A 15,981-nucleotide genomic window follows, 5' to 3' on the forward strand; every position below is an offset into this window, starting at 1 on the left:
GGTCGTCAGGGTGATGTAGTGGCCGGCCTTCTTCCTGCCGGACTCCTTGGGGATCTGGCCGAGAACCTCGACGTTGTACTTCGAGGTCTCGGGGATGACCGCGTACACCTTGTAGACGTACCAGTCCTCCTTCGTCTCGAAGACGATCGGGTCGCCCTTCTCCAGCTTGTCGATGTCGCGGAACTTCGCGCCGTGGCCGTCGCGGTGCGAGGGCCGACAGCCAAGTGCACAGTGATCGACGTGAACCCCGGATGCATCCCGCACGGTCCACGCTTTTGCTTCAGTCGACCGCGGCCCACGCCCAGAAAACGATCGTGTCTTCATATCGGCTGACTCGTTGATCGATTGGGGTGGGGTGTCATGTCACAGCTCTGCCCTGGCCACACGGCCCGACCACGAACAGAGCGGCAGACGTGATCAACGAATCGGCACTGCTGGAATCCAAGAGCCTGCGCGACAGCGCGCTCGACCGCACGGACGTACTCGACAGGGTGAAGGCACTGTCGCTGCTGCCGGACGGGATGCATGTGACCACGGCGATGATGGCGGCGTACTTCGGCGTCACCGCCGAGGCCATCCGCCAGCTCAAAGCACGGCACCACGACGAGCTGTCGGACAACGGAATGCTAACGCTGCAGGGCCCTGACCTGGCAGAATTAAGCGTGACGTCCTGTCACGCTATCCGGGGGGTTATCCACAGCCTCGGTCCAGCCTCACTCTCTACTCCCGTCGCGCGGTCCTCAACGTCGCGATGCTCCTCCGCGACAGTGAAGTCGCCCGTCAGGTGCGCACATACCTTCTCGACATGGAATACCGGGCGCGCACGCAGCCCGTGGACAACCCCGTCCCCTCGCACTCCGTGTCCCTCGACGACCGCATCGACCAGCGCATCACCCACATCCTCGGCAAGACCGTCGTACCCATGTTCAACGCCCTGATCGAAACATCAGGCGAGCATCAGCGGGAGCTGATCGCCCTCCGAGCAGGCGTCCAGCAGGTCGAAAAGCGGCTCCGGCAGCACCACGCCCGGCTGCAGCGGCTGGAAGCCCCACGCGGCGATCGGCCGCTCGCCGGGGTCATGGCTTCCATGGACGCCATGAACGGGCGTGAGTTCGAGGAGCACATCGCCACACTGCTGCGCCGCGACGGCTGCACCGATGTCGTCGTGCAAGGCGGCGGAAGGGACCGCGGAGTCGACATCACCGCCCTCACGGCCCACGGGCGACGCCTCGTCGTCCAATGCAAGAGGTTCGCACCCCACATCTCCATCACCAGCCCCGAGCTCCAGAAGTTCCTCGGGGCAGCCAAGGTCCTGCACGACTCCGAGGTGGCACTGTTCGTGGCAACCTGCCCCTTTACGCGTGATGCCCTCAACATCGCCGCCGAGACCGGCATCACCGCCGTGCACCGGGGGCTGCTGGAGGAGTGGAGCGCCGGGGCGGCCCTGGCGGTTCTCGAGTAACCAGGCGCCAGACAGAAGGCCCGAAGTCGCAAAGGCAAGTTGCGGCTTCGGGCCATCGTCATGCTAGGTGACAAAGCCCTTGAAGAAGGGCTCTGTCACTTCAGCCCAGTTCCTTCGGCGGCGTCCGGTCCGCGTCCACCTTCTCCACACGCTCCAACTCCCCCCACACCACGTACCGGTACCGGCTCGTGTACACCGGCGTGCAGGTCGTCAGGGTGATGTAGTGGCCGGCCTTCTTCCTGCCGGACTCCTTGGGGATCTGGCCGAGAACCTCGACGTTGTACTTCGAGGTCTCGGGGAGGACCGCGTACACCTTGTAGACGTACCAGTCCTCCTTCGTCTCGAAGACGATCGGGTCGCCCTTCTCCAGCTTGTCGATGTTGTGGAACTTCGCGCCGTGGCCGTCGCGGTGGGCGGCGAGCGTGAAGTTGCCCTCCTTGCCGCTCGTCGGGAGAACGGCCTTGAACGGGTCGGTGTAGTAGCCGGCGACGCCGTCGTTGAGGATCTTCGAGGAGGTTCCCCTCTCGACCAGCACCTCGCCGTTCCCCATCGCGGGCACATGCAGGAAGCCGATGCCGTCCTTGGTGTCGAGCGCCCCGGGACCGCTGTCCTGCTGGGCCCAGTTGTCGCGCACCTTGTCGCCCTGCCGGTTCGCGTGCCGGTCGGCCACGATGTTCGTCCACCACAGGGAGTAGACGACGAACAGGCCGAGCACCAGGCCCGCCGTGATGAGGAGTTCGCCGAAGACGCTGACGGCCAACGCGATCCGGCCACCCCCGCGGCGCCGTGGCGCGGGATCGGACGCGTCCACGCGCGCGTGCTCTTCGTGCTCGGTGTCGCCGGTGGTCGCTGCCACGTTCATCTGCCCCTACTCGACTGCACGCCTACTCGACGAGCGCATCCGGCTTTCCCTTGCTGCGCGGCCGTTCCTCGACCATCTTGCCCCAGACGATCAGGCGGTACTTGCTGGTGAACTCCGGGGTGCAGGTGGTGAGGGTGATGTACCGGCCCGGTCCGGTGAATCCGGACTCCGGCGGCACCGGGTCGAGGACGCTCGTGTTGCTGGGCGCGGTCACCGGCAGCGAGGACGTCATCTTGTAGACGAAGTACTCGTCCTGCGTCTCGACGACGATGTCGTCGCCCGCCTGAAGCCTGTTGATGTACCGGAACGGCTCGCCGTGCGTGTTGCGGTGGCCCGCGAGCCCGAAGTTGCCGGTCTTCGCGTCGGGCATCGCCGTCGCCAGCGGGCTCTCGCCGTAGTGCCCGACCATGCCCTTGTCGAGCACCTTCTTGTTGCTGATGCCCTCGGCGATCGGCACGACCACGTCCAGCTTGGGAATGTGCAGGAGGGCGAAACCCTGCCCCGGGGAGAAGACACCGGGGGCGCCCTTGCCGCTCGCCCAGTCGTTCTGGAGGCTGCTCGCCTCCTTGTCCGCCTGCGCGTGCGCCCGCACGTTCGTCCACCACAGCTGGTAGGTGACGAAGAGCAGCATCAGCACGCCCGTGGTGATGAACACCTCGCCGACCGCCCGGCTGACGACCACGGCGGCGCTCGGCTTACGGGACCGCTGCCGGCGGCGCGCCTCGACGCGTGACAGCGGCCGCTCGTCCTGCGGCGGCGCGTCCGCCCCGTTGTAGGACTCGGACACGGCGCCCGGGCCCCCATGACGGCCATGACGGCCCTTGGCGGCCTTTCTGCGGGCCGCTCGACCGCCCGCCGGGGTTCCAGGGGCGGGAGAGGCCGTCGAGGCGCCAGAAGCGGATACGGGGCCGCCGCCGAACATGGACGCAGGCGGTATCCGCAGCGCCACCGTCTCGTCGTCGATCGGCGGCTGGTACGGCTCCCCGGCGTAGGGACCGGCTCCGTAGGCATCACCGCCGAACGACTCGTACGGCGCGGTGCCGTACGAGTCCTCGCGCTCGGGGCGCAGCGCGGTCACGCCGTGGCCCTGCCCACCACCGGGGCGAGCCCCGCCGACCTCGCCACCGCGCCCTGGTCGCCGCACTCCACCAGCCAGTTGGCCAGCATCCGGTGCCCGTGCTCGGTCAGCACCGACTCGGGGTGGAACTGGACGCCCTCGACGGGCAGTTCACGGTGGCGCAGGCCCATGATGATCCCGTCGTGGGTACGGGCGGTGACCTCGAGCTCGGCCGGGACCGTCGCCGGCTCGGCGGCCAGCGAGTGGTAGCGGGTCGCGGTGAACGGGGTCGGCAGGCCGGCGAACACGCCCCTGCCCTCGTGCTCCACCGGCGAGGTCTTGCCGTGCAGCAGCTCCGGCGCCCGGTCCACGACACCGCCGTACGCCACCTGCATCGACTGCATGCCCAGGCAGACGCCGAAGACGGGGACACCGGTGGCCGCGCAGTGCCGGACCATCTCGATGCAGACGCCGGCCTCCTCGGGCGTACCCGGCCCGGGGGACAGCAGCACACCGTCGAAACCGTCCTGGGCATGGGCCGTGGAGACCTCGTCGTTGCGCAGGACCTCGCACTCGGCGCCCAGCTGGTACAGGTACTGGACCAGGTTGAAGACGAAACTGTCGTAGTTGTCGACGACGAGAATGCGCGCGCTCACTGGTTGTCCACCGTCACATCGTTGAAGGGAAGCAGCGGTTCGGCCCACGGGAAGACGTACTGGAACAGCGCGTACACCACGGCCACGACCAGCATGATCGAGATCAGCGCCTTGGCCCACGCGTTTCCCGGCAGATGCCGCCAGATCCAGCCGTACATGCCGTCCCTTCCGTCGCATCACGGCACCTGACTCACGCCGTACGCCACCAGACTAGCGGCGCAGGGCCTTCGGTTCGCCTGCCTCCACGGGCTGTGTGGAGTCCAGGTGCGCCCAGACGATCAGCCGGTGACTGTGCCCCCATTCCGGATCGCACGTGGTCAACGTCAGGTACCGGCCCGGACGCGTGTACCCCGACTTACGTGGCACAGCGTCGATCACCTCGACGTCCGAGGGCACGGTTTTGTAAGGCCCTTTGTCGACCCGATAGGTGAACCAGGTCGTCCCGTCCGTCAGAACCACCGCGTCCCCCCGCCTGAGCTCGGGAAAGTCCTTGAAGGGGTCCCCATAGGTACGGCGGTGACCCGCGACGGAGAAGTTCCCGGTCTGCCCGAGCCGCGCGCTGCCCGCGTAGTGCCCCAGCCCCTTCTTCAGGGTGCCGGTCGCCGTGCCCTCGAGCACCGGCTTGTTCCACGTGAAACCAAGACGCGGGATGTACATCACCGCGAAGGGCCTGCCGCTGCGGTACGGCGCCGGCCGCGCGGTGGCGGTCGCGCCGGGCGTGGGACTCACGGTCCCCTGTGCCCACTGGTCGTGGAGGTCGTCGATCTGGTCGCCCATGACGCGGTCGGCCTGCACGCCGGTCCAGAACAGCACGTAGACGACGAAGAGGACGATGACGGTGCCGGCGGTGACGCACAGCTCGCTGAACGTCCTGACGATCACCCGCACCGACACAGGCGCCCCCCGGCGGCCGCTGCTCCACTACTCCACAGGCTTGGCGTAGTGCAGATCCACTGTGCCCGAGTAGCCGGGCAGAGTCACCGCCCCGTCCTCGGTGACTTTCCAGCCGAGGCCGTAGACGTTCACGTAGACCATGTAGTTCTGGATCGCCGGGGCTTCGGCGAGCGCCTGCTGAAGCTTCTCCGGGTCGCCGACCGCCTGGATCTTGTACGGCGGTGAGTAGACCCGGCCCTGGAGGATCAGGGTGTTGCCGACACAGCGCACGGCGCTGGTGGAGATCAGCCGCTGGTCCATGACCTTGATGCCCTGGGCACCGCCCTGCCAGAGCGCGTTCACCACGGCCTGGAGGTCCTGCTGGTGGATGACCAGGTAGTCGGGCTGCGGCTCCGGGTAGCCGGGGAGCTTGGCGGTGGCGTTCGGCGGGGCGTCGTTGAGGGTGACCGTGATGGCCTTGCCCTTGACCTTCTGGGTCCCGGCGTTCTTCTCCAGTCCCGCGAGCTTGTCGTCCTGGGCCTGGGTGCTGCCGTCGTCGGCCTCGGCCAGCGACTCCACGTCGTCGCGCAGCACGCCGTTCGTCTCGTCCAGCTCGCCGTTCTTCTGGCTGCGCTCCTGAATGAGGTCGGACAGCTTCAGCAGGGAGGCGTCCGTACGGATGTTGGTGCCCTTGGCCGTGTTGAAGCTGGTGAAGAAGAGGAGGCCGGCGAGGGCGAAGACACCCACGGTGAGCACCCGTACGGGCCGGAATCCGCCCCGTCGGTCGTGCGGGGAGACGGGCTGAGCGGCCTGAGAAGAAGCCGGGGAACCGACCGGGGACGACTCGGAAGCGGAGTCGGGAGCGGAAACACGGTCGGGATCGGGGGCGGAACCCGTTGTACCCGTCCGGGGGGAGTCGGCAGAATTGCTCAACGTACCCTTATCTCCTTCGGCGCCGTAGAAGCACTACGCTAACGGACGCCCGGGGGAGTCCCTCAGTCCCCTGGCACGCAGCCCCCGAGCCCGATCCAGCACCTGCGCGGCCACGCAGCGCATCGACAGGAGAGACCCTCGTGCCGAAGTCACGTATCCGCAAGAAGGCCGACTACACGCCGCCCCCGGCGAAGCAGGCGACCGCCATCAAGCTGAACAGCCGTGCCTGGGTCGCGCCGGTGATGCTGGCCATGTTCCTCATCGGGCTCGCCTGGATCGTGGTCTTCTACGTCACCGACGGCTCACTGCCCATCGACAAGCTGGACAACTGGAACATCGTCGTGGGCTTCGGGTTCATCGCGGCCGGATTCGGCGTCTCCACCCAGTGGAAGTAGCTCTGCCCAGGGCTATCCCCTGAGTTATCCACAGCAGTTTTCCACATGGGGAAAAGAAAGACGATCTGTGGATAACTCATCGAAGGTTGACGCCGGTGTGACGTAACTACCGGCCGTGACCTTCACTCGAAAGGTTGTTCGCCCTCTGCCTGACCTGCGCAAACGCAGGTCGATGGCAGGGGGCACAGCTGTTCCCGCACGTTGTGCACAAGATTCGCCACAGACTGTGGACAACGGCGCGCTCAGGTGAGCTGGGCGGTCCTCAGGAGCGTCGCCACCACGACGACCGCCAGCATCAACGCGCAGGTCCCGAACTGCACGAGAGCCCGGCGCTCGCGGGGGGCGTGGACCATGCCGACCCCGATGACGACACCGGCGACCAGGCCGCCGATGTGGGCCTGCCAGGAGATACCGCTCCACCCGAACGTGATGACCAGGTTGATCACCAGCAGGGCGATGATCGGCCGCATGTCCTGTCGCAGCCGGCGCATGAGGACGACCGTCGCGCCGAACAGACCGAAGATCGCGCCCGAGGCGCCCAAGGTCGCGGTGCCGGGCGGGACGAGCAGATACACCAGGGCGCTGCCCGCGAGGCCGGAGACCAGGTAGAGCGACAGATAGCGGGCCCGGCCGAGCGCCTGCTCCAGCGGGCCGCCGAGCCACCACAGACTCAGCATGTTGAAGGCGAGGTGCCAGGGAGCCTCGTGCGCGAACATCGAGGTGACCATGCGGTACCACTCGCCCCCGGCCACCCCCTTCGTCGGGCTGAAGGGACCCGGCTGCCACTGACCGATCAGCTCCAGGCTGATCTGCAACGAGGGTCGCACCTGCACGGCGAGGAAAACCGCCACGTTGATCCCGATGAGGATCTTGGTGAGCAGCCGGGGATCGGCCGTGACGACGCCTCCCGCGAGCGTGCGGGGCTGCGAGGCGCCGGGCGCGTGACCGGTGCCGGAGCCCTCGCGGACGCAGGTGGGGCACTGGAAGCCGACGGAGGCGCTGACCATGCACTCGGGGCAGATCGGGCGCTCGCAGCGGGTGCAGCGAATGCCGGTCTCCCGGTCGGGGTGCCGGTAGCAGACGGGCAGGCCGCTCTGCGCGTCGTCCTGTCGGCTGCCAGGCGCCTGGTCCATGGGCTCCCCCAAGTAAGTCGTCCGAGTCGTCGTTTTCGGAGTGTCCGAGTATCCGAGTGTTCGAGGAGTCGGCGTAGTCGGAAAGGAACCGCCCTGCTCATCCTTACGGACGGGCAGGGCGTTTGGTTCCCGATGGTTCGCCGGGGCGCCGCCTCAGCCCTTGCGGCTCTCGACGACGACCGACTCGATGACGACGTCCTTCAGCGGACGGTCGGTGCGCGGGTTCGTCTGGGTGGCCACGACGGCGTCCACCACCTTCCGGCCGGCCGGGTCGACGACCTCGCCGAAGATGGTGTGCTTGCGGGTCAGCCAGGCCGTGGGGGAGACGGTGATGAAGAACTGCGAGCCGTTGGTACCCGGGCCGGCGTTCGCCATGGCCAGCAGGTAGGGCCTGTCGAAGCGCAGGTCCGGGTGGAACTCGTCCTCGAACTGGTAGCCGGGGCCGCCGGTCCCGTTGCCCAGCGGATCGCCGCCCTGGATCATGAAACCGCTGATCACCCGGTGGAAGACCGTGCCGTCGTACAGCTTCTCCGTGGACCGCACGCCGGTCTCCGGGTTGACCCACTCACGCCCGCCGGTGGCGAGATCGACGAAGTTCTTGACCGTCTTCGGGGCGTGGTCCGGGAACAGCCGGATCTCGATGTCGCCGTGGCTGGTCTTCAGGGTGGCGTACAGGTGCTCGGCCACGGTCTGCCTTCCGTTGTCTCTTTGTGACCCCCAGATCCTCGCACGGTCCGAGGCCGGCACAGCCCGACGGCTCGTTCCGGCATCGGATCCGACAGCAGGGGTACAGAAAAGCATCCGACTCGACCGGGACGGGAGCGGGCGACGCCGATCCGTGGCATCGTCGGCTTTGTCGCCCTGTCGACCCTCTAATGCCATTGCCCCCGATCCGTCCCCTATCGCATGTGATCAGCACCCGTATGCCCGTCCACGCATGCCGGGACGGCCACTGACAGGCATGATCCGTAAAAGGGTGGAAAGTCGAAATACCGTACGCCACCGAGGAGGAGGAACCCGTGACCCGCATCGACAGCGTGCGCGCCGCGACCGGCTCGGCGAAGGACAGCGTGCTGCACGCCGCGGAAGTGGTGGCGCCCTACGCCGACACGGCCAAGGAACGGGCCGCGCTCTACGCGCATGAGGCCCGTGTACGGCTCGCGCCCAAGGTGTCGCTGGCCGCAGAACAGGCCCGCGTGCAGTACGACGCCCACGTCGCCCCGCGTCTGGAGCAGGCGAAGACACATGTCCCGCCGAAGGTAGACCTGGCCGCGCAGGAAGCGGCCGCCCGCACCCGGCTGGTCGCACGACAGGCCGCCGACTACTCCCGGCCGAGGATCGAACAGGCGGTGGCCGCGGCCGGACCCGTGAAGGACGAGGCCGCAGCCCGGGGCGTCGCCGCGCTGGCCGCTCTGCGCGGCCAGGTGACGCCGAAGGAGATCGAGAAGCTGACGCGCAAGCACCGGCGGCGGGCCAAGGCGGGCAAGCTCTCCAAGGCGCTGATCGTCCTCGGTGCCGTCGCCGGCGGTGCCTACGCGGCCTGGAAGTGGTGGGACAAGCAGGCGAACCCGGACTGGCTGGTCGAGCCGCCGGCGGCCACGGAGGTACCCGCCTCGGGCGGCCTGGCCTCGGTGGACGGCAGCGCCGACCCGTCGGTCCTCGACCCCGAGGTACAGGCCAAGGAGACCGAGGAGGAGGCCGCGAACCGCGACGACCGCAGCTGAGCGGCCGGCCTGCGCCCCCATCTCACCAAAAAGACCCCGCCCACCTGCGTTTCCGCAGGTGGGCGGGGTCTTGTAGGTGGAGCCTAGGGGAGTCGAACCCCTGACATCTGCCATGCAAAGACAGCGCTCTACCAACTGAGCTAAGGCCCCGCAAGAGACGTCCGGCCGGAAAACCTCGTACCGGCGGGCGCCGCAGACCAGAGTACCGGGTCACCCGGGGTATCTCGCAAAAAGACGGGGGGTCCCCGCGGATGACCACTCTCCGTAAGATGCTCGGACGCGGTTCGCTGGAGCGAACCGCGGTTTCTGGGGAAGCGATGGGGAGACGCAATGGACGCCGCACAGCAGGAAGCGACCGCGAGAGCGCGGGAACTCCAGCGGAACTGGTACGGGGAGCCGCTGGGGGCGCTCTTCCGTAAGCTCATCGACGATCTTGGCCTCAACCAGGCTCGTCTCGCTGGGGTACTGGGCCTCTCGGCGCCGATGCTGTCGCAGCTGATGAGCGGTCAGCGGGCGAAGATCGGCAACCCGGCGGTGGTGCAGCGGGTGCAGCTGCTCCAGGAGTTGGCGGCACAGGTCGCGGACGGCAGCGTCAGCGCCGCCGAGGCGACCGAGCGCATGGACGAGATCAAGCGGTCGCAGGGGGGCTCGGTGCTCAGCAACACCACACAGACGACAAGCGGTTCGGGAGCGCCCACGGTCAAGCGGGTCGTCCGCGAGATCCAGTCCCTGCTGCGCTCGGTGGCCGCCGCCGGCGACATCATCGACGCCGCCGACACTCTCGCCCCGACCCACCCGGAACTGGCAGAGTTCCTCCGGGTGTACGGCGCCGGCCGTACCTCCGACGCGGTCACGCACTACCAGTCCCACCAGAGCTGAGCCCTCGGCCCGGTCGCCGAAGGGGGTTCGGCAGCCGGGCAGTCGGCAGCTCGGGGGGCATCACGAGACAGCGGGGCACACGGGGGTCGTATCGCTCATCGCGGGGGAAGCAGAGGGGGAGACCCGAGCGGGACCAGGGGGAGGAGCGACGCACAGCCATGGGTGAGGTCTTCGCCGGACGGTACGAACTGGCCGACCCGATCGGTCGCGGAGGGGTCGGCGCGGTCTGGCGTGCCTGGGACCACCGCCGCCGCCGCTACGTGGCCGCCAAGGTGCTCCAGCAGAGCGACGCGCACGCGCTGCTGCGTTTCGTCCGCGAGCAGGCGCTGCGGATCGACCACCCGCATGTGCTCGCGCCCGCCAGCTGGGCCGCCGACGACGACAAGGTCCTGTTCACCATGGACCTGGTGGCCGGCGGTTCGCTGGTCCATCTCGTCGGCGACTACGGCCCGCTGCCCCCGGTCTTCGTGTGCACGCTGATCGACCAGTTGCTGTCCGGGCTCACCGCGGTCCACGCGGAGGGCGTCGTACACCGCGACATCAAACCCGCCAACATCCTGCTGGAGGCCACCGGTACGGCCCGGCCGCGCCTCAGGCTCTCCGACTTCGGCATCGCGATGCGGCTGGGCGAACCCCGGCTGACCGAGACCAACCTCGTGGTCGGAACGCCCGGTTACCTCGCCCCCGAGCAGATGATGGGCGCCGAACCGGACTTCCCCGCCGACCTGTTCGCCGTCGGCCTGGTCGCGCTGTATCTGCTGGAGGGCGCCAAGCCGGACGCCAAGGCGCTCGTCCAGTACTTCGCCGAGCACGGGACCCCGGGCGCCCCCAAGAGTGTTCCGGAGCCGTTGTGGCAGGTGGTCGCCACCCTGCTGCAGCCGGACCCACAGGCGCGCTTCCGTACGGCCACGGGGGCGCGCAAGGCGCTCGCGGCGGCCGTCGAGCTCCTTCCCGAGCCCGGCCCGGACGACGAACTGATCGAGATCTTCGACCAACTCGGCCCCCTGCCAACGGGTTTCGGACCTCACGGCCCACCAAAGCGGCCGAGGCCCACCGACTCCCCGGCCACCCGCCCGCACACCACCCCCGAACAGGGCCGCCCACCTGCCACACCACCCGCCACAGCCGACCCGAACCCCCCGCACACCACCTCCGGTCCGGGTCACCCGAGCATCCCTCCCGGTTTGGGCGGCCTGGGCACCACTCCCGGTACAGGGGACCCGGGCACCGCTCCCGGTACAGGCGGTCCGGGCACCGCTCCTCCCGGTGCAGTCGGTCCGGGCACCGCTCCCGGACCAGGGGGCCCGGGCACCGCTCCCGCTCCGAGCGGTCCGGGCATCCCTCCCGCTCCGAGCGGTCCGGACATCCCTCCCGGCCCTGATGGCTTGGGCGGCTCATCTGACCCGGGCCGCCCGAATACCCCACCCGAGGCGGCCGGTCTCGGTACCACACCCCGCTCGGGCCTACCGGACAGCGCGCCCCGGCCGTCCGGACGGGGCACCGGTTCGCCGCCCGCCCGTCCGGGAGTGGCCCCGGGGGCCGTCCCTGCGGGCAGCGGATCCCTACCCTCCGGTCCAGCGGCGGCGGCCACCGCTGCCCATCCGGGCACAGACAGCCTGCCCTCTTGGCCGGACGGAGCGCCTGATCCGGCCAGTCCAGGCACTGGTTCGGGCACTGGTCCGGGCACTGGTTCGGGCACTGGTCCGGGCACTGGTCCAGGAACGGGTCCGGGCACTGGTCCGGGCACTGGTCCAGGCACTGGTCCAGGCACGGGTCCGGGCACTGGCACGGGCGCGGGCACGGGGACCGACCCGGGCTCACCGGGCTCGGGCACGGGCGGCGGCAGCAGTGCCGGTGCCGGATCGGCTTGGGGGGGCGCGGAATCCGTACCGCCCGCGGCAGGCCACGCCCCGGGTTCCGTGCCGAACGGCCCATGGCAGCACCCGGACTCGGTGCCTACCGATCCGCGTCGGCCCACGCGACCGACGCCACGGTCGGCCGCCTCCGCCCCAGCGCCCTCCCCTTCCATGTCGGACACGGGCAGCTTCCACCTGCCGCCCCCGCAGCCGACGCTCGGCTCCCTTTCCGACCCCATATCCCCGGAGTCCTCCACTCCGTATCCCCCCGCCTACGCGCCCACGCCCGGTCCCATGACCGCGCCCCCGTACGAGCCCACGTTCGTGCTGCCCACCCGTGGACAGCGCGGTGACGTGTCCACCGCCTCGTACACCGCTCAGGATGCTCACACCGCGCGAGCCCCACAGGTCCCGTCGTCTCCGCAGGTCGTCTCGCCGCACGGCCGTCGCCGCGGGCATCGCGCCGCCCGCCGGGGGCGTCCCGGTCCGCCCGCCAAGGTCGCGCTGCCGCTGCTGTTCCTCGCGCTGGCCTGCTACGCCGTGGGGTTCTGGGCATTGACGCGCATCTGAGCCGCGGCCCGGCGCCGGGCGGTCAGCGTCCACACTCCGAGCACCATCAGCAGCGCGCTTCCGGTGCCGATGCCGCCCACGGCGACCGCCTGCATCGTGGGGTCGCCGCCCGACGTACCGCCGCCGGACGCGTCGGCGCCCGCCACACCCACGCCCGCCGAGGGCTCGGGGTCCGGCGCGCCTACGTCGAAGAACCCGCGCGGCGCCGACTGCCGCGCGTACCCCGGAGCGGCCTGGGCGCTGCCCCCGAGACGGACGCGCAGGGTCACCCCGTAGGGCCCCTCACCGAAACTCTCCGCGACCTGCGCGGCGAGGTGCACCACGAGGTAGTACGAGCCGGCGAACCGCAGGGACTTCGTCGGGTCGGTCGGGGCGTACCGGTTGACGTACCTGACCGGCGGGACCGGTGGCAGCGAGGCCGACTTCTGGCTGCCGCCGTAACCGGTGCCCGTCTCCTTGACCGAGGCGCGCACCGGGTTGTAGAGCGTCAGGTCCAGGGCGTCGACCACGTACCCGGAGTTCTTGTCCGCGCTGCCCAGGTCGACGGTGGCGGACAGCTGCCGTCCCCAGTCGACCGGCACCTTGTAGAAAAGGGTCTGCCCGGGGACGATCTCGTCGCTCCTGACGCCCTGCTCCACGGCGGCCGCCTCGGCGAAGCCGGCCCCGCCCCGGACGGGGACGGGCTCGTCCCCGGGCGGCGTGGGCGTAGCGGAGTCCCACGCCTCGGGCACGCTCGTGGCGGCCGCCTTCGCCAGGGGCGGTTCGGAGACGGGCGCGAGCTCCAGGTCCCAGGGCCGGCCGGCGGAGAGGCCCGTGTCCTCTTCACCGCTACCGCTGCCGCTGCCGGTGCCGGTGTGCTCGACGACGACGTAGTACGTACCCGCCTTCTGGCACAGCCCCTTGCCCGGGAGGAGTTCGCGCGCTCCCCAGGCGGTGAGCGGCTGCGGGCTCCTGGCGGTTCCGACGGTCACGGAGTCGGAGGAGCACGTGGTGCTGTCGGCGTCCTGCACGGAGACGCTGATCCCGTCCCCGGCAAAGAGCGTGGCTTTCGCGCGAGGGATCGCCGTGACGGAGACGTACACGTTCGACCCGCCGTCGAGTTCGAGACGGTAGTAGGCCTTGCCCTCGTCCTGGAGGGAACTCCGGTACGTCGCGCCGGGTTCCAGACGTGCGGCGCCGGTGGTGCCCGTCGCCGCGGGAGCGCTGCGGACGTCGTCGGCGAAGGCGTACGAAGGGACCTCCGGCGCGGCCACGGCGACCTGTCCGGTCGGCAGCGCCGACATCACGCACAGCACCGCTCCTACGACGGCGCTCCGCTCGACGGCCCGCCACACGGCCGCTCCGCGCCCCCTACGCCCCGTACGCCGGGCCATCGACCCCGCCCCCTCGCCTTCGACCGAACGTGGGCCATCCTCCCCCGCACGCGCGCGTGCCACCCCCGCATTCCGTACGAGCGTCCGAAAAACCCGCCTGTAACCGCGGGCCGGGGGATCCGCAACACAAAACCCCGACCGCGAGCGGCGGCCGGGGTCTGTTCAGTCTTCGGTATCGATACTCACGAACCCGTGGGCACGGAGTCAGTCGCCTCCGTCCACAGATCCTGCTCGGCGCGATCCGCCTGGATCTGGCGGTACACGAGGAGCCCGCCGATGGCGGCCAGTGCGACCAGGAGAAGCTTCTTCACCGCGCGACCTCGTCTTTCCTTGACGTAGGGGACCTCTGGCGCCCGACTATACACACCGACCGATACCGATCGGTGACCTGCGTCGGCCCCTCAACTCCCGCCCTCGGCAGCGCAGTAGAAGCCGATCACACCACTCCGATCGGAGGGTGATCACACCCGCACGGACGGTGATGTTTGCCCGTCATCATCCCGTCTGATCCTTACTTCTCCGCTTTTAGGGTCCCTTGCACCCATCCGAGTGGTGTTCATCAGAACAACGTCACGCCGCGAGCGTCGGTCCACCACTTCGCGCCGCCCATACACATCATGAGGAAAGTACGCAAATCGCCCAACCCGAAAGTGAGGGGCCATGCCCGAGAACCGGGTCATGAAGCTGTGGACCGCCATCGTCACCGCCTTCCTCGCGCTGTGCACGGCGCTCGGACTCATCACGACGACCGCCACCACGGCGGCGGCGCTGACCGCTCCGACACGCAGCAGCGAGAGCGTGGCCACCACGGACCCGACGGCGTGGCCGGCGGTCGCGGCTCCCTGGGTCTGGGCCCAAGCCCGCTCCCTGCCCCCCACGATGAAGCAGCGCATCCGTGCCGAGGCGCACGGCAAGTCGCCCAGTTGCCGCCACCACGGCCTCCCGGACACGGAAGCGGCCGAGCACACCACGGCTTCCTGTGACTCCGCGGACCCGGCCGAGCCGGCCACCCCGCTCCAGCGCTGAGCCCCCGGCACGCCACGTGCCGCCTCCCCCGACGTGACGGCGAACTTGCGTACAGCCCGCACGAGCAGGCCCGGCAGCTCCCCCAGGAGCCACCGGGCCTTCGCCGTGCCCCGCCACCTCACTCCCGCACCCCCGCACCCCCGAGCCCCGAGCCACCGCACCCCCGAGCCACCGCACCCCCGAGCCACCGGGTCCACCGGAAACCCGTAGTACTCAGGACACCGCGCAGTCCTCCGGTCCACGGGTGGCCCCGCTCCCCACGTGGCCCACCGGTCGATGCCGCCCGGAGACGGAAACACAGAAGACCCCCGGCCCAATAGGACCGGGGGTCTTCTCGCATGTGGGGCTAACAGGATTTGAACCTGTGGCCTCATCCTTATCAGGTCGATCACGGGGGTCTGTCGACATCGACCAACGGGTGCTGCGCATCGGTTGGTCGGTCGCTGCAGTTCGTCGTCGACCGCTGTCGTTCGCGGCTGTTGGTGTCAGCTGCTGGTGTCAGGAACCGGGGCGGACTTGGCTCGGGCCCACCTTGCAGACTCCCGCCCGTAGCGGATAGCTGCCAGCGTGAGCCCTGAAGCCAGGAAACATCGTGTGATGGGGTCGTCTTCGGTGATCAGGAAGATCAGAAGCGGTATCACGATCATGAGGTGCCAGTGCGGGTGGTTCCACCGACTGTTCTTGTCTGCCATTTCGCCCCTTCCGCAAGCGGCACCTTAGCTCGCGGTTGGCTGAACGGTTCCCGTGATCCTCAACCCACCACTTACCCCAGCGCCCATCCCGTCTGCCGTCGACCCACACACCGTGGAGCGGGCGTGGTTCAGGGCGTCAAGGTGGAGCGCGCCACTGTACGAACGACCTTGACGCCCTGGGCCGCGTCTGCTCGGCTCTGCCTGGGTCGTCGGCAGACGGGATGGGAGCCTCCCCGCGCCCGCCATCTACGGGCCGGCACTCGCGAACGGTGCCCCCGCCATCCTGGAGCCTGAGCGCCCCCGCCGGAGGCATGTGTCCTTGCCTGTGCCTGGTGGGCGAGCCGTGTAGCTGTCCCCTTGTAGCCCCGGCATGTATTTCGCCCCCTTGCGGGCGCGGGCGTCGCCGGCGGGCCAGCCCCGGCGGCGAAGACGAGGAGGGGCGGGCCCCCCGGCCGCGACCCGCGCCGCCCCGCCGTGCGCGGGCCCCGGT

15 protein-coding genes, 1 tRNA gene and 2 pseudogenes are annotated in these 15,981 nt (G+C 69.5%); 6 read left to right on the forward strand and 12 right to left on the reverse strand.

Going from position 1 to position 15,981, the window contains the following annotated elements:
* Positions 1 to 210: pseudogene (locus tag ACFWBD_RS40155) on the reverse strand (sortase domain-bontaining protein); the annotation flags it as partial.
* A gap of 595 nt (positions 211 to 805) precedes the next feature.
* Here ACFWBD_RS40155 and ACFWBD_RS40160 point away from each other — a divergent pair.
* Positions 806 to 1,462, forward strand: coding sequence for a restriction endonuclease (locus ACFWBD_RS40160; RefSeq protein ID WP_385678743.1), 657 nt, complete (start codon positions 806 to 808; stop codon positions 1,460 to 1,462).
* A gap of 100 nt (positions 1,463 to 1,562) precedes the next feature.
* On the opposite strand, the gene ACFWBD_RS40165 is transcribed toward ACFWBD_RS40160, so the two are convergent.
* The 6 genes from ACFWBD_RS40165 to ACFWBD_RS40190 are packed head-to-tail and all read right to left on the reverse strand — an operon-like array spanning position 1,563 to position 5,843.
* Positions 1,563 to 2,324 carry a class E sortase gene (locus ACFWBD_RS40165; protein ID WP_385678746.1) on the reverse strand — a complete coding sequence of 254 codons (762 nt, stop codon included), beginning with the start codon at positions 2,322 to 2,324 and terminating at the stop codon, positions 1,563 to 1,565.
* Positions 2,325 to 2,346: 22 nt separating this feature from the next.
* The gene (locus ACFWBD_RS40170; protein WP_385678749.1) at positions 2,347 to 3,402 is read right to left on the reverse strand and encodes a class E sortase; all 1,056 of its coding nucleotides are present in this window, start codon (positions 3,400 to 3,402) and stop codon (positions 2,347 to 2,349) included.
* The gene (locus ACFWBD_RS40175) at positions 3,399 to 4,037 is read right to left on the reverse strand and encodes an aminodeoxychorismate/anthranilate synthase component II (RefSeq protein WP_385678751.1); all 639 of its coding nucleotides are present in this window, start codon (positions 4,035 to 4,037) and stop codon (positions 3,399 to 3,401) included. Before ACFWBD_RS40175 ends, ACFWBD_RS40170 begins: the two co-directional genes overlap by 4 nt.
* Entirely contained in the window at positions 4,034 to 4,195 is a 162-nt protein-coding gene (locus tag ACFWBD_RS40180; protein WP_142265183.1) for a hypothetical protein, read from the reverse strand. Before ACFWBD_RS40180 ends, ACFWBD_RS40175 begins: the two co-directional genes overlap by 4 nt.
* 52 nt (positions 4,196 to 4,247) lie before the next feature.
* Complete coding sequence (locus tag ACFWBD_RS40185; protein ID WP_385678775.1) at positions 4,248 to 4,925, reverse strand: class E sortase; 678 nt, start codon at positions 4,923 to 4,925, stop codon at positions 4,248 to 4,250.
* Positions 4,926 to 4,958: 33 nt separating this feature from the next.
* Positions 4,959 to 5,843 (reverse strand): DUF881 domain-containing protein, encoded by an 885-nt coding sequence (locus ACFWBD_RS40190; protein WP_385678756.1) that lies wholly within the window; start codon positions 5,841 to 5,843, stop codon positions 4,959 to 4,961.
* A gap of 140 nt (positions 5,844 to 5,983) precedes the next feature.
* Here ACFWBD_RS40190 and crgA point away from each other — a divergent pair, with 140 nt between their 5' ends.
* Entirely contained in the window at positions 5,984 to 6,238 is a 255-nt protein-coding gene (gene crgA / locus ACFWBD_RS40195) for a cell division protein CrgA (RefSeq protein ID WP_054242100.1), read from the forward strand.
* 242 nt (positions 6,239 to 6,480) lie between these two features.
* Here the strand turns inward: crgA and ACFWBD_RS40200 are convergent, their stop codons facing one another.
* Both ACFWBD_RS40200 and ACFWBD_RS40205 read right to left on the reverse strand, forming a co-directional pair.
* Positions 6,481 to 7,371 carry a rhomboid family intramembrane serine protease gene (locus tag ACFWBD_RS40200; RefSeq protein ID WP_385678759.1) on the reverse strand — a complete coding sequence of 297 codons (891 nt, stop codon included), beginning with the start codon at positions 7,369 to 7,371 and terminating at the stop codon, positions 6,481 to 6,483.
* A 153-nt stretch (positions 7,372 to 7,524) separates the two neighbouring features.
* On the reverse strand, positions 7,525 to 8,058 hold the full coding sequence (locus ACFWBD_RS40205; RefSeq protein ID WP_385678763.1) for a peptidylprolyl isomerase: 534 nt from the start codon (positions 8,056 to 8,058) through the stop codon (positions 7,525 to 7,527).
* Between the two features lie 332 nt (positions 8,059 to 8,390).
* Here ACFWBD_RS40205 and ACFWBD_RS40210 point away from each other — a divergent pair, with 332 nt between their 5' ends.
* Positions 8,391 to 9,095 (forward strand): DUF5324 family protein, encoded by a 705-nt coding sequence (locus ACFWBD_RS40210; RefSeq protein ID WP_385678766.1) that lies wholly within the window; start codon positions 8,391 to 8,393, stop codon positions 9,093 to 9,095.
* 77 nt (positions 9,096 to 9,172) lie between these two features.
* On the opposite strand, the gene ACFWBD_RS40215 is transcribed toward ACFWBD_RS40210, so the two are convergent.
* Positions 9,173 to 9,245: transfer RNA gene (locus tag ACFWBD_RS40215), tRNA-Ala, on the reverse strand.
* Between the two features lie 180 nt (positions 9,246 to 9,425).
* Here ACFWBD_RS40215 and ACFWBD_RS40220 point away from each other — a divergent pair.
* Both ACFWBD_RS40220 and ACFWBD_RS40225 read left to right on the forward strand, forming a co-directional pair.
* A complete protein-coding gene (locus tag ACFWBD_RS40220) occupies positions 9,426 to 9,974 on the forward strand; it encodes a DNA-binding protein (RefSeq protein WP_189931494.1) in 549 nt (182 codons plus the stop codon).
* Between the two features lie 158 nt (positions 9,975 to 10,132).
* Positions 10,133 to 11,461 (forward strand): annotated as a pseudogene (locus ACFWBD_RS40225) (protein kinase); the annotation flags it as partial.
* A 902-nt stretch (positions 11,462 to 12,363) separates the two neighbouring features.
* On the opposite strand, the gene ACFWBD_RS40230 reads toward ACFWBD_RS40225, so the two are convergent.
* Both ACFWBD_RS40230 and ACFWBD_RS40235 read right to left on the reverse strand, forming a co-directional pair.
* The gene (locus ACFWBD_RS40230; RefSeq protein WP_385678769.1) at positions 12,364 to 13,773 is read right to left on the reverse strand and encodes a hypothetical protein; all 1,410 of its coding nucleotides are present in this window, start codon (positions 13,771 to 13,773) and stop codon (positions 12,364 to 12,366) included.
* Positions 13,774 to 13,955: 182 nt separating this feature from the next.
* Positions 13,956 to 14,084: a DLW-39 family protein gene (locus tag ACFWBD_RS40235; protein WP_003999697.1), complete on the reverse strand. Its 129-nt coding sequence runs from the start codon at positions 14,082 to 14,084 to the stop codon at positions 13,956 to 13,958.
* Between the two features lie 349 nt (positions 14,085 to 14,433).
* Here ACFWBD_RS40235 and ACFWBD_RS40240 point away from each other — a divergent pair, with 349 nt between their 5' ends.
* On the forward strand, positions 14,434 to 14,799 hold the full coding sequence (locus ACFWBD_RS40240; RefSeq protein WP_385678772.1) for a DUF6344 domain-containing protein: 366 nt from the start codon (positions 14,434 to 14,436) through the stop codon (positions 14,797 to 14,799).
* Positions 14,800 to 15,981: the final 1,182 nt, after the last annotated feature.

Origin of the sequence: Streptomyces sp. NPDC060002 (assembly GCF_042737245.1) — a bacterium.
In the GTDB taxonomy this organism is placed as follows: domain Bacteria; phylum Actinomycetota; class Actinomycetes; order Streptomycetales; family Streptomycetaceae; genus Streptomyces.